This is a genomic window from Plantactinospora alkalitolerans, assembly GCF_015690345.1.
GTDB lineage: Bacteria > Actinomycetota > Actinomycetes > Mycobacteriales > Micromonosporaceae > Plantactinospora > Plantactinospora alkalitolerans.
In genome coordinates this window covers 1-13,382 of the sequence record NZ_JADPUN010000118.1, presented here as the reverse complement: position 1 = coordinate 13,382, position 13,382 = coordinate 1, and the positions used below count along the sequence as shown (strand labels likewise).

The 13,382-nt window shown below is 65.8% G+C and carries 10 protein-coding genes and 1 pseudogene; 5 read left to right on the top strand and 6 right to left on the bottom strand.

Annotated elements, in window-relative coordinates; genetic code table 11:
* Positions 1–3,486, top strand: a complete 3,486-nt coding sequence (locus I0C86_RS10735; protein ID WP_196201077.1) for an NACHT N-terminal Helical domain 1-containing protein — start codon at positions 1–3, stop codon at positions 3,484–3,486.
* An 821-nt stretch (positions 3,487–4,307) separates the two neighbouring features.
* On the opposite strand, the gene I0C86_RS44425 is transcribed toward I0C86_RS10735, so the two are convergent.
* The 3 genes and pseudogenes from I0C86_RS44425 to I0C86_RS10720 all read right to left on the bottom strand — a co-directional run bounded on the left by I0C86_RS44425 (position 4,308) and on the right by I0C86_RS10720 (position 6,209).
* Complete coding sequence (locus I0C86_RS44425; protein ID WP_196201076.1) at positions 4,308–4,772, bottom strand: low temperature requirement protein A; 465 nt, start codon at positions 4,770–4,772, stop codon at positions 4,308–4,310.
* Positions 4,773–4,857: 85 nt separating this feature from the next.
* Positions 4,858–5,511, bottom strand: a pseudogene (locus tag I0C86_RS45425) (low temperature requirement protein A); the annotation flags it as partial.
* 206 nt (positions 5,512–5,717) lie between these two features.
* The gene (locus I0C86_RS10720) at positions 5,718–6,209 is read right to left on the bottom strand and encodes a GNAT family N-acetyltransferase (RefSeq protein WP_196201075.1); all 492 of its coding nucleotides are present in this window, start codon (positions 6,207–6,209) and stop codon (positions 5,718–5,720) included.
* Between the two features lie 128 nt (positions 6,210–6,337).
* On the opposite strand from I0C86_RS10720, the gene I0C86_RS10715 reads away from it, so the two are divergent.
* A complete protein-coding gene (locus I0C86_RS10715; protein WP_196201074.1) occupies positions 6,338–6,544 on the top strand; it encodes a hypothetical protein in 207 nt (68 codons plus the stop codon).
* Positions 6,545–6,610: 66 nt separating this feature from the next.
* On the opposite strand, the gene I0C86_RS10710 is transcribed toward I0C86_RS10715, so the two are convergent.
* Positions 6,611–7,060, bottom strand: a complete 450-nt coding sequence (locus I0C86_RS10710; protein WP_196201073.1) for a hypothetical protein — start codon at positions 7,058–7,060, stop codon at positions 6,611–6,613.
* A 383-nt stretch (positions 7,061–7,443) separates the two neighbouring features.
* Here I0C86_RS10710 and I0C86_RS10705 point away from each other — a divergent pair, with 383 nt between their 5' ends.
* From I0C86_RS10705 to I0C86_RS10695, 3 genes are all read left to right on the top strand, one after another.
* On the top strand, positions 7,444–8,289 hold the full coding sequence (locus tag I0C86_RS10705) for a GlxA family transcriptional regulator (RefSeq protein WP_323373577.1): 846 nt from the start codon (positions 7,444–7,446) through the stop codon (positions 8,287–8,289).
* A gap of 239 nt (positions 8,290–8,528) precedes the next feature.
* A complete protein-coding gene (locus tag I0C86_RS10700) occupies positions 8,529–9,152 on the top strand; it encodes a DJ-1/PfpI family protein (protein ID WP_196201072.1) in 624 nt (207 codons plus the stop codon).
* A gap of 154 nt (positions 9,153–9,306) precedes the next feature.
* On the top strand, positions 9,307–10,740 hold the full coding sequence (locus I0C86_RS10695; protein WP_196201071.1) for a GGDEF domain-containing protein: 1,434 nt from the start codon (positions 9,307–9,309) through the stop codon (positions 10,738–10,740).
* 44 nt (positions 10,741–10,784) lie between these two features.
* On the opposite strand, the gene I0C86_RS10690 is transcribed toward I0C86_RS10695, so the two are convergent.
* Positions 10,785–11,849: an aspartate-semialdehyde dehydrogenase gene (locus tag I0C86_RS10690; RefSeq protein WP_196201070.1), complete on the bottom strand. Its 1,065-nt coding sequence runs from the start codon at positions 11,847–11,849 to the stop codon at positions 10,785–10,787.
* A 6-nt stretch (positions 11,850–11,855) separates the two neighbouring features.
* Positions 11,856–13,121, bottom strand: coding sequence for an aspartate kinase (locus I0C86_RS10685; protein ID WP_196201069.1), 1,266 nt, complete (start codon positions 13,119–13,121; stop codon positions 11,856–11,858).
* Between the last annotated feature and the right edge of the window lie 261 nt (positions 13,122–13,382).

The window sequence follows — 13,382 nt, the reverse complement described above, 5'->3', positions numbered from 1 at the left end:
ATGGCAGTCGTTGAGACGCTCACTGTGTCGGCCGGGGCATCCGTTGCGAAGTGGATCATCGGCGAGTGGGTAGGAGACGGGCTAAAGAAGGAGCTTTCCTCAGGTTTCGTCGACATCCTCGCCGCACGTGTGCCGGACTTCCTGCAGCGCCGTCGCATAGAGCGACAGATGGACCAAATTGCGGAAGCCGCGGCCGATAAGCTCTCACGGTTGATCGAAGCAGAATTCCAGACGCTCGATGAAGGGGAGAAGACTGCTGCGGCTCACGCTGCAGCCGACACGCTCACCGCGAGCCTGGGTACCGCTGATCTACCAGGGATGGATTATGATCCGGCGCGACTTAAAGAGCACGTTATAAACGGCAGTGTCCATCAGATTGCAAAATACGGGCTGTCCGGCGGGGCTTACCGCCTATATCAACTAATATTGAGCGAGTCATCCAGCTACATTGTCGAGGTCGCCTCCACTCTCCCCAGGTTCACCCAAACCTCGACAATAGAGCTATTGCGTCGCGAGTCTGCATTGATCCAAATGGTCCGTGAAATCCTCGAGAAGGTGCCAGATCCGCGGGCAGTCGCACAACTAGAGGCAGCCGCAACGGCCGAGTTCGAAACGAATTATCGCCGATACATAGCGCGACGCCTAGATCGCCTTGAGCTCTTCGGCTTGTCAGCGTCCGAGTTTAGCAGCAGGTACGCTTTAAGCGTGGCCTATATATCGCTCAGTGTTAGGGCGAATAAAATTGGGTCGAATGCAGGGACCGACGAGAGCCACTTTGACGATTCGAAGCACGGGGACTTCAACGATCGGGTGCAGCTGAGGGTTGATGATGCGGTCGGGTCGACCCGTCGGGTATTCGTGCGAGGAGCTGCCGGGTCAGGCAAGACGACTCTTCTCCAGTGGATCGCGGTTCGCAGCGCCCGAAACGAGTTCGAAGGCCCTATGAGGGACTGGAACGGAACGATTTCCTTCTTCCTTCAACTACGTCGCTTTGCGAAGGGGCCCTTGCCGGCGCCTGGCGATTTCCTATCCTTTGCTGGGTCTGGAATGTTGGAGCGGGCTCCGAGCGGCTGGGTTATTGAACAGCTAGCGTCGGGACGGGCAACTCTTCTAGTCGACGGCGTTGACGAAGTTCCGGAATCAGACCGGACGAGGGTCCGTAAATGGCTCGACGAGCTGATTGCAGCTTATCCCGACTGCAGATATGTGGTTACGAGTCGACCTGCCGCCGTGAGCGAGGATTGGCTTTCCGGGGAGGGCTTTGGCTCTCTGGAACTCCTGCCCATGTCGATGTCCGACATCAGAGAGTTCGTTGCGCACTGGCATCATGCCGCAGCTCGTAATGGTGGGGACCAAGAGCAGTTGGCGCAGCTGAGCCGATATCAGGCGGTCCTTACTGAGACGATAGCCGCCAGCCGCCAAATTCGAAGCCTTGCCGCGACGCCTCTCCTGTGTGCCATGCTTTGTGCTCTCAATCGCGATCGCCGCACGCAACTACCGAAAGACCGAGTTGAGCTTTACAGGATAGCCTTGGAGATGCTGTTGGAGCGTCGCGACCTCGAAAGAGAGGTCGATGTGTCCGAAGACCCGGTCCTCTCATTGCCTGAGAAGCTGATTCTGCTTCGTGAACTTGCTTATTGGCTTGTGCTGAATGAGCAATCCGACGCAGAATACCAATCGGCACTAGAACGATTCTCGTACCGCCTTCGATTCATGCACGGAGTACGTGCGTCGGGCGAACGGGTGCTGAAGCACCTATTGGTGCGAAGCGGTCTTCTCCGCGAACCTGTGCAGGGTCGTATCGATTTCATACACCGAACTTTCCAGGAGTACCTCGCCGCACTAGAGGTAGCGGAGCTGGATCACATTTCAATGCTTGTCAGAAAAGCCAGTGAGGATAACTGGCGAGAGGTAGTGATTCTGACCGCCGGAACGTGCCACAGTAGGCAGAAGAGCGAACTGATTGAGGGCCTGTTGCGTCGCGGGCGCGAAGAAGTCGAGAATCGGCACACGCTGTACTTGCTAGCGGTTGCCTGCCTCGAGACTGCGAGAGAGGTGCCACCTCAACTCGCAGAAGAAATCGGCAACTGCCTGAACGAATTGCTTCCGCCCAGAAACGTAACGGAAGCAAAGGAGTTGGCATCGGCTGGGGACCTCGCGCTTTCCCGTCTTGGTAGGTACGTAAAAGCGAAGGCGGCGGAAGCTGCGGCTTGTATTAGGGCTGCTTGCTTGATTGGTGGAGAGGCTTCTTTGCCCGTACTTGCCGCCTTCAGCAAAGATCAGCGGATAACCCTACAACGTGAGCTCATTCGATGCTGGTCCTTACATGATCAGCCTCTGCAGTACTCGACGGCCGTACTTGGAGATGCGCCACTCGTCTCCGGCGTTGCTTCTATTTCCGACCCTTCTCTCTTACCTTATGTCAATAATCTCAAGAAGCTTAAGGCTCTTGAGCTTACGATTCGCGGTGTTCCAACTAACCTAGACATCTTAAAGACAATACCTGAGCTGACTCTTGTTGATGTCCGCAACAACCCGCACATCAACAGTGTTTCGTTCCTAGCAGAATCGGTTGCATTGGAACACCTAGACTTGGAAAGGTGTTTCAATCTAGAGGACATCTCGCCTGTTGCGGCCTTGACAAATCTTGTATTGCTTGACGTGTCGAAGACAAAGGTGGAAGACATCTCCGCGTTGGAGCGAATGACCAAGCTAAACTGGCTTTCTCTTTCGAACTGTAAGAAGATTGTCAACTGGGAGCCTTTGCGCAGTATTTCTAACGTAAGGATTGCACAGTTCTCCTACTGTAAGGGTCTTGAATCGCTCGACTACTTGGCGAACTGGCAAGAGCTTAGCTCGTTGTATGTAGGGGGAACGAACATTTCTTCCCTAGGTCCAGTGGGAAAACTTCCCAAATTATCCAAAGTGTATGCGATGTCTTGCCCTCATTTAAAGGACATCAGTTCGGTTGCGGGAAGTCGGACTATCGAAGTTATCTCGATCGGCTCTAACGAGGGCATCACGTCGATCGAGAGCCTTGCCGATATGCCGGCACTGACTTACCTGTATGCCGACGCCTGCCCGAATTTAGAATTCTTCCCGAGTTCGCCCAATTGGCCGATGCTGCGAAGCTTCTCGGTTGACGACTGTGAACACCTTAGCGACATTAGCTTCCTGGCAGGATCCAAGAGGTTGCGCTCGGTGTCTATTTCAGATACCCGCGTCTCCGACCTTTCGCCTCTAAGACAGGCGACGCAATTGTCGCACTTATATCTTGATGGCTGTAGCGGCATTCAAGACCTTTCCGCTCTTGGGCAGTTGCCAAATCTTTCCTCCATAAACTTCATGCGTGTGCCTCACATCGACCTCACGCAACTCGGCGATGGGTTCAAGCAGGGACTGCAGATTTGGGTGACCAAGGGGCAGATGATTAAAGGTGCGGAGGCATTTCAGGCTGCCGGCGGTAGGCTTAGAGTGTTTCGCTAGAAGCGCGTGGCGCGGTCTTGGTCAGCCAACGCTGGTGCCTAACAGCGGCCCTTTCGCGCGCTCGAGGACAGGGCTACGGCATGGTTGAGCATTCAAGTGGGCGAAGCTCATCGGGCAGGTCAAGAGGACCCACGCCGACTCAATCCCAGGCGGCAGACAGGGGACTGAGGCAGCCAGGAGGCAGCGAAAGCAACGGCGCAGGCCGACAACGAACGGCACCGGACAGCAGAAACGCACGGCTATGCAAGCCAGGATGGCATCCGATCGCGTCCAACGATTTCTGCCGACCGCGTTCACACCGAAGCAGTCGGCCCTGTTGCTGTCGACAGCAACAGGGGCCGAACAGTGAGAGCCGGAGCCAGCTGGCGGCAGATCAACGCCCGACGTCAGAGACGCGCGCGGACAATGCCGGACGATGCGCTCAGAACCTGTAAGCGAGGCGTCATGCTGGCAGTCGGGGGCCGACATCTGATACTCAGGCTGGGTGACCAACTGGGTGACGACGGGCGCGAGCTACGCCGGACGCCTTTGGACTCTTGCGGACCGCTCAGCGCGGCTGCTGGCGCAGCTTCCAGCCGGCTAGTCGTTCCTTCGGGACGAAGAGGTCGTCGGTTCGAATCCGGCCACCCCGACCGAGATGGCAAGGGCCAGGTGAGAGTAGATCTCGCCTGGCCTTTACCGTACCCACGGCGATCAGGCCCATCGAGCTACGCCGCTACCGATCCTCCGCTCGTCACAAGCCCGCTCGTCACAAGCCGGTGCGGGGAGCAGTCGTCGGCTCTCCGATACCGTGTGGACAGGGGCATCATCACGGTCAGAAGCTAGCCCGGCGGCGCAGGCTCTTCCACCGGTCGATGGTGAGAGCGTCGCGTGTCAGCGCCGGCGACGCCGAACAGTACGATGGTGACGGCCGCACCGGCGGCGAGCGCCGGCAGGTGCAGCGTTGCCGGCGCCAGCAGGCCGAGGGCCAGTAACCCACCCTTCCGGGATAGGGACACGCGGGCGAAGACCTGGAACTCGAGGACCGATCGTCCGGCGAGGAAGAGTGCCGGGCCGCCGAGGATGGCGAGAAGCCAGGTCGCCGGAAAGTCCGTGTGCGGCTCGGTGATGATCAGTTCGAAGCCGACGCCGGTCAGCACGATCCCCGCGATCATGGCCAGGTGGGTGAACGCCATTTCGGTGGCGAGCCGAAAGCTGTTTCGGGCGCGGCCGATGGCGACGCCCAGCACCCGGCCCGCCAGATGGAAGTAGATTCGCCAGAGCAGGACGGTGCTCGCCAGCGCCAACGCGAACCCCGGCAGTCTGCCCGGCGCGGAGCCTGCCGCCACTGAACGCCAACCCAATGACGAAGATCACCTCCCCGAGCGCGATCAGGAGAAACTGTTGATACCGCTCGGCCAGGTGCTCGGCTGCCAGTACGCCGACGCCGAGACGTTGCGCACCGATCCGGGGGGTCGGCCATCCGAGGAGCAGCCCGATGTAGTCGAGGAGTACCGCAACGGTCCATAGCGGGCCACGGATCGTTCCCTGTTCGACCAGCCCACCCACGATCCAGAGCGGCGCGCTCATGGCGAGCCAGAACAGGACCCGGAAGGTCTGTCGCGGATCCGGCCGACCGTGTCCGGCGATGTGGAAGTACAGCACCCTGCCGATCTGCAGAGTCACCAGCGTGACGGCGAAGAGGGGGGCCCGCTCGCCGAAGCCGTCGGGCACCGCGACGGCCATCACCATGGCACCGATCAGCGTCATGACCATGACCGTCTGGACTACCGGGGTCTCCGGATCCAGCCAACTGGTCGACCAGACCGTCAGCGACCAGACGGCCCACAGGGCCAGGAAGAGCAGCAGGGACTGGGCGATCCCGGCGAGTACGCCTCGCTGCTCGTCCGTGAAATCCGCGATCAACCGCGCCGAGATCCGGGTGAGCGCGAAGACGAAGACCAGATCGAGGAAGAGTTCAAGGAAGGTAGCCCGCTGGGAGTTGGACGCCCCACGGAGCAGCGGGTTGTCGGTTCCCTCAACCATTCGCCCACCGTCTGGCCAGGGCTGCCCGTTTCCGCCGAACGAACACGTGCCCTCCTCTCGTCGGCCTCACCTACCAACGAGTCAACTCCAGGTGCGGCACTGCCGACGATCAACGGCCGTACCCGACCCATGGTCGGATTCAGCGGCCCAACGCGATCCGGGACACTCAGACGTGCTCAGCCATGCTCAGAGGTATCCAGGGGCACTCAGGGGCGCCGAGGAGCGAGCACGAGACGGCTCATGGTGAGTTCGCTGCCGTCGCGGAGCGGCTCCGTCCGACCGTCGGGCCGGAAGCCGTACCGCTCGTAGAGGCGCCGGGCGTCCGGATTGGCGTCGGCGACCCAGAGGTCGACCGCGAGGGCCCGCTCGTCGGCCCAGCCGACCACGTGGTCGAGGACCTGCCGCCCGACCCCGCGTCCGCGCCAGTCCGGCTCGGTCCACATCGCCACCACCATGAGCCGGCCCGGTTCGTAGAGCCAGCCGGCGCCCATTCCGACCGGCACCTCATCGGCGTACGCGAGGACGCCCGGCCCGCTCGTTCCGTCGATCCGTGAACGCCACGTCGCCTCGACGAAGTCCGCCTCGGTTTCGTAGGTCGAGCCGAACGCATCCGGATCCCGGAACAACGAGCGCAGACGGATGTCCCGCCATGCCGACCAGTCATCGGGCGCCACTTCTTCGGTCCGGACGTCACTCATTCGCAGATCCCTTCTTGGTAACGCACACAGGTGGCGATGAGAACGACAAGCGCGGCCTTTCCGAGCATCCTGCACCATCCCTCCGATCGGGGCATCCGGTATTACCGGGCGGCCAGTACGGTCTGCTGATGTGGCCGTGGCAGGACGTCGACCGCCTCACGCTCATCGATGAGTTCACCGCCGGTCCGGGCTGCGCCTGGCTGGTGTTGCGGACACCGGTGTTCGTCCGACGCGGCGAGCGGTACCGCCCGGAGCCGGCCGGTCTCGCTGTCCTGCACAGCGACGGAAGCCGCTCGTTCCACGCCGGGGCGTGGGAGACCCGGCGCTACCAGTAGTCCTGCCCCGACCGAGTTTCCCTACGACCTACGACCCGGACGGCACCCGATCCGGATCGGGTCGGCTCAGGAAGTCGGCACCGGCTCGTTGTTGAGCTGGGCCGTGACGATCTCCACCAGGCGGTTCCGGGCTTCCAGCAGTTGCCGGGCCAGTTCGTCCAGCGCACGCGGATCGACGAGCTGGCGAACGTGGGTCTTGTCGTCGAGCAGTTCCCACCGCTGCGCCAACCCGTCGGGAGCCTCGCTGACCCACATGGCGGAGACGACGGCGTGCCGCTTGGCGAGGAGCTTGGCGGCGATCTCGACCACCGGAAGGTACGCCTGCCGGTACTCCGAGGCAGCGAACTCGACCGAACCCCGGGCCGCCCGTACCGGCTCCCCCGGCCGGGCCAGGACCTCGAACGCGTTACCGCCCGCCTGGTCCGCCCCGATCCAGGACAGGATGAGTTCCAGGTCGCCGGCCGCGATCGTGATCCGACCGACGGCGGACACCACCTCGTCGGGCAGCCTCGTCATGTTGGGCTCTCCCGTCTCTCGGCTCTCGGCTCTCGTCTTCGCGGCTTCCCGTCACCATGATCACAAAGACTCTGGCCGATCTTAGTCTCGGGTCCACCGCCGGTCCTGGTTCGTCCCGGCGTGTTGGGAGCCCCCCGCAGCCAGGTCCGATCGATCGGTACGGCCACAAACCGTCGGATCGCCGGCTCCACAGCGGCCCTGGCATGATCTGCAATATCTGTGTCGTTGACGCCACACCCCCGCTCCGACCAGCATGAATGGCATGCAGCGACGTGTCGTGATGGTGATCTTCGACGGGTTCCAGCTACTCGACCTGGCTGGCCCCGCCGACGTTCGCGACCGCGAGCCTGGTCGTCGGAAGCGAACGGGGCTATCGACTGGACGTGGCGGCGGTACGCGCCGGTGGTGTCCCCGCCGGCAAAGGAATCACGACCATGGCGGGACTGGCGCTCCACGACGTCACCGGACCCATCGACACACTGGTCGTGGTCGGTGGGCTGTCCGTACCGAAACGCCTGGGCGATCAGCAACTGGTCGGGGAGATCCGCCGGTTGGCGGGTACCGCCCGTCGGGTCTCCTCCGTGTGCAACGGTGCCTTCCTGCTCGCGGAGGCCGGACTGCTGGACGGCAGGCGGGCCACCACGCACTGGCTGGCGGCGCCCGAACTGGGCACCCGGTACCCCGCCGTCGACGTGGACGCCGACCCGATCTACGTACGGGACGGAAACGTCTGGACCTCGGCCGGGGTGACCGCCGGCATCGACCTCGCACTCGCCCACGTGGCCGAGGACCACGGCCACGACGTTGCCCGGGAGGTCGCTCGCGGGCTGGTGGTCTACCTGCACCGACCGGGCGGGCAGAGCCAGTTCAGTACGCCGATGCGCAGCGCGCCGCCCCGCAGCGAACCGTTGCGGGAACTCCAGACCTACATAGACGCCAATCCGGCCGGTGACCTGAGCGTGCCCGCCCTCGCTCGACGGGCCGGGATGAGTGACCGGCACTTCTCCCGGGTCTTCACGAAGCAGATCGGCCTGCCACCGGGCCGGTACGTCGAACGCAGCCGTGCCGACGCCGCCCGACGGCTGCTGGAGGACACCGGCCACCCGCTGGACCGGGTCGCCCGGGAGTCCGGGCTCGGGGCGGCGGAAACGCTCTACCGGGTCTTCCGCCGGCACTGGCGGGTCGCGCCCGGCGACTACCGCCGCCGGTTCCGGTCGAAGCAGACCTGACGGTCCGCCCACCCACCCCGGACCACCACACAGGTACGCCACCACAGGCCCGCCACCACTGGTGCACCAGTACCCGCCACCACTGGTGCACCAGTACCCGCCACCACTGGTGCACCAGTACAGGTACGCCTCCAGCCCCTCCGCCCACACCTCGGACCGGAGTCGATCCCGCGCGCCGCCATCACGGACGGCTCCGTTCCGCCCGCCCCGATCATCCGACCTGTGAAGGAGAGTCGACCATGCATGTCGCCATCCCCCTCTACCCGCGTTTCACCGCGCTCGACGTCGTCGGGCCGTACACGGTGCTGGCCTTCGCACCCGGCTTCACCGTCACCCTCGTCGCCGCCGAGCCCGGTCCGGTCGTCGACGACCGGGGCGGTCTCGCGATCACCGCGACCGCGTCCTACGCCGACCTGCCCCGCCCGGACATGATCGTCGTGCCGGGCGGACCGGGTACGGCCGCCGCGCTCTCCGACCCGGCGCTGGTCGGCTGGATCGCCGCCGCGCACGAGCACACCCGGTGGACGACCTCGGTCTGCGCGGGTTCGTTCCTGCTGGCCGCCGCCGGCCTGCTGACCGGCAGGCGGGCGACCAGCCACTGGGGTTGGGTCGACCGGCTCGCGAGGTTCGGAGCGGAACCGGTTCACGAGCGGGTGGTCACTGACGGCCGGATCGTCACGGCGGCCGGCGTCTCGGCCGGCATCGACATGGCCCTGACCCTGCTGGCCGAGTCGACCGACGTGGCCACGGCGCAGACCGTGCAGCTCGCCATCGAGTACGCCCCGGAGCCACCGTTCGACGCCGGTTCGCCGCAAACCGCCCCCGCCGACCTCATCAAGCCGGCATTGAGCCTTATCGGATAGCTCCCGCCCAGAACTGTTAGGAAGGGCCCCTTCTTCTACAAAAAGCGATAAGAAGGGGCCCTTCCTTACCTGCCAAGTTGGCGTGCAGCGGTTTCTCAGCACCGTGAGTAATCTTGGACCGCCCCTCGGACTCCTACTTCCCGGATCGGACTCGGTGTCCCTCGACCGTTCACGCGTCGTCCGCGACGTGACCACGAGGCTGCCCACGGCGGCCACCGCCGGGCAGGCGTGCCAGGCGACGGTGGCCGCGTTGGGCCGGCACACCCCGGGTCCGGTCGCCGTACTGCTGTGGGTGCACGACCGGCTCCGCTGTGTCGCCGCGACCGGCTCCTGGCAGGTCTTCGCCTCGGCACCCGGCGGGGTGGGCGTGGTCGGCCGGGTCTTCGCCGCCGGCAAGGCCGAGACGGTGTCGGACGTCACGAACGATCCCGACTACGTTCCGTTGCGACCGGACGTGCAGGCGGAGATCTGTGCCCCGATCCTCGACGCGTCGGGGCGGCCGATCGGCGTGCTGGACATGGAGTGGACGACGACCGGGGTCGACCTCGACGCCTGGCGGGAGACCATCGAGCAGGTCGCGGCCAGGCTCGGTACCCGGATCGGACAACTGGGTGGGCCGCCGGCCGAGACCCGGAGCGAGAAGCTGCTGCGGCACGCCTCGGCGCTGACCAGCGCCACGACCGAACCGGACCTGATGACCGCGGCTGTCCGGGCGGCCCGGGACGTCGCGGGTCTCCGCTCGGCCGTCTTCGTACTCGACGGGCCGTCGGGTCCCTGGGTGGCCACGCCGGGCCTCGTACCCGACGAGTTGGAGGCGCGGGTGCACGCCGCCCTGGCCGGTGCCGGTCGCCCGCTGCTGGAGCAGTTGCGTGGTCGGGCCCACCGGTCGGGCACGTCGTACACGCTCGGCGAGGGGGATCATCCGACCACCGCCGACCAGGATCTGCTGATCGCGGCCGGAGTACGGACGCTGATCTCCGTACCGCTCGGGCCGACCGCACTGTGCGGGGTGCTCCTGGTCGGCGACACCCGTACGCTGCGCCCCGACCCGACCACCGTCAACCTGATCGAACTCCTCGCCGCCCAGTCGTGGATCTGCCTCGAACGGCTGCGCGGGCTGGCCCGGCTGCGGGAGCAGGCGAGTTCCGATCCGTTGACCGGGCTGCGTCACCAGGGTTCCTTCGGGGAGCGGATCGCCGAGTCGAACCCGGGTCGTACGGCCCTGCTCGCCGTCGACGTCGACGGCTTCAAGGCGATCAACGACACGTACGGCCACCAGGCCGGCGACCGGGTCCTGGTGGACCTGGCCCGGGCCCTGCAGGGTGCGCTGCGGCACGGCGACGAGTTGTACCGGATCGGTGGCGACGAGTTCGTCGCGGTCGTCGAGGTGCTCCGCCCGGAGGAGGCGGTCGGGATCGCCGAGCGGCTGGCCGAGGCGGCCCGGCGGATCGGTCGGACCATCAGCGTCGGGGTGGCGGTGCAGCGGGACGGCGAGTCGCCCGAGCTGACGTTACGCCGGGCCGACGAGGCGCTCTACGGGGTGAAGCGGCAGGGCCGGGACGGAGTGGGGCTGGCCACCGCCGGCTGAGCCGCCCGATCGGCGGGTCAGCGGGCGGCGACGAATTCGGCGGGTCAGCGGGCGGCGATGAATTCGGCGGCGAGGAGTTCGGCGATCTGGGCCGTGTTGAGGGCCGCGCCCTTGCGCAGGTTGTCGCCGGTGACGAAGAGGTCCAGCGCGCGGGGGTCGTCGATCGACCGGCGGATCCGGCCTACCCAGGACGGGTCGGTGCCGACCGCGTCGATCGGCATCGGGAACTCGCCGGCCGCCGGGTCGTCGACCAGGATCACTCCCGGCGCGTTGCGCAGCGCCTCGCGGGCACCCTCGGCGTCGACCTCGGTTCCGAAGACCGCGTGTACGGCGACCGAGTGGCCGGTCACCACCGGCACCCGCACGCAGGTGGCCGAGACCTTCAGGTCGGGCAGGCCGAGGATCTTGCGCGACTCGTTGCGCAGCTTCAGCTCCTCGGACGACCATCCGCCGTCCCGGAGCGATCCGGCCCAGGGGACCACGTTGAGCGCCATCGGGGCGGGGAACGGGCCGAGGTCGTCGCCGACCGCCTGCCGCACGTTGCCGGGGCGGGAGCCGAGCACCCGATCTCCGGCGATCTTGGAGAGCTGGTCGTGCAGGGTGTCGACGCCGACCTGCCCGGCCCCCGACACCGCCTGGTACGACGCGAGCACCAGTTCACGCAGGCCGTACTCGCGGTGCAGTGGGGCGACCGCGACGATCATCGACAGGGTGGAGCAGTTGGCGTTCGCGATGATGCCCTTGGGACGGTTGCGTACCTGCTCCGGATTGATCTCCGGAACCACCAGCGGAACGTCGCGGTCCATCCGGAAGGCCGCCGAGTTGTCCACCGCCACCGCGCCCCGGGACACCGCGATCGGCGCCCACTGCGCGGAGAGTTCGTCCGGCACGTCGAACATGACGACGTCCACGCCGTCGAACGCCTCGGCGGTCAACGCCTGGACGGGAAGTTCCTCGCCCCGGCACATCCGCTTCTGGCCGACCGACCGTGCGGAGGCGATCAGCCGGATCTCGCCCCAGACGTTCTTCCGCGAGGAGAGCAGGTCGCACATGACGGTGCCGACGGCACCGGTCGCCCCGACCACCGCCAGCGTGGGAAGTGTCGGCATCGCGGGCTACCTCCCGGTCCCGGCGTAGACCACCGCTTCCTCGCTACCGCCGAGGTCGAAGGCCTCGTGCACGGCCCGGACCGCGGCGTCGAGGTCGGTGTCGCGGCAGACCACGGAGACCCGGATCTCGGAGGTGGAGATCATCTCGATGTTGACGCCGGCCTCGCCCAGCGCGGCGAAGAAGCCGGCCGCCACGCCCGGGTGTGAACGCATGCCCGCGCCGATCAGCGAGACCTTGCCGACGTGGTCGTCGTAGAGCAGGCCCTTGAACTTGACCTGCTCCTGGACCTTGCTCAGGGCGGCCATCGCGGTCGGTCCGTCGGCCTTCGGAAGGGTGAAGGAGATGTCGGTCCGCCCGGTGCCCTCGGTGGAGACGTTCTGGACGATCATGTCCAGGTTGATCTCGGCTCCGGCAACCGTCTCGAAGATCCGCGCGGCCGCTCCGGGCTCGTCCGGAACGCCGACGGCAGTGATCTTCGCCTCGCTCCGGTCGTGGGCGACCCCGGTGATAAGTGCTTGCTCCACGGGTTGGTCCTCCGTCGATCCGGTCACCATGGTTCCGGTGTTGGTCGAGTATGACGAACGTACGCGGATCGGCAACCCCGCCCGACGGGCATACTCCACGCTCCGCAGGTGCAGTACCTTCGCGCCGCAGGCGGCCAGCTCGAGCATCTCCTCGTAGGTGATGGTCTTGATGTGCCGGGCGTTGGGAACGATCCGCGGGTCGGCGGTGAAGACCCCGTCCACGTCCGTGTAGATCTCGCAGACGTCCGCCCCGAGCGCCGCGGCCAGCGCCACGGCGGTGGTGTCCGAACCGCCCCGGCCCAGCGTGGTGACGTCCTTGGTGTCCTGGGAGACGCCCTGGAAGCCAGCGACGATCACCACCGCGCCCTCGTTGAGTGCCGACCGAAGCCGGCCCGGCGTGACGTCGATGATCCGGGCCCGACCGTGCACCGAGGTGGTCAGCACGCCGGCCTGCGAGCCGGTGAACGAGCGCGCCTCGTACCCGAGGTTGTGGATCGCCATCGCGACCAGCGCCATCGAGATGCGCTCGCCGGCGGTGAGCAGCATGTCGAGTTCGCGGCCGGGTGGCAGCGGGCTGACCTGGTTGGCCAGGTCGAGCAGCTCGTCGGTGGTGTCGCCCATCGCGCTGACCACGACGACCACGTCGTCGCCGGCCTTGCGGGCACTGACGATCCGTTCGGCCACCCGCTTGATCCGCTCGGCGTCGGCGACCGAGGATCCGCCGTACTTCTGCACCACGAGTGCCACGACGGTTGACTCCTTCCCTGGGCCGGGCGGGGCGCACCGGCCCTGAGCGTGCCAACGCCGCCGGGTTGAGGCCGGCGGCGCCGTGTGAGACTGCCTCAGCGTACCGGCCGAGGTGCGAGGGCCGACCAGCCGTTCCCACCATCCGACTGGCGGCGACACGCGGCGGTAGCTGGGCTGACCACTCGTTTCGGCAGTCTGGCCCCAGAATGGCGGGGTGCACCCCGGTGTCGCCACCCACTCCACCGCCGACCGGGACCGGCC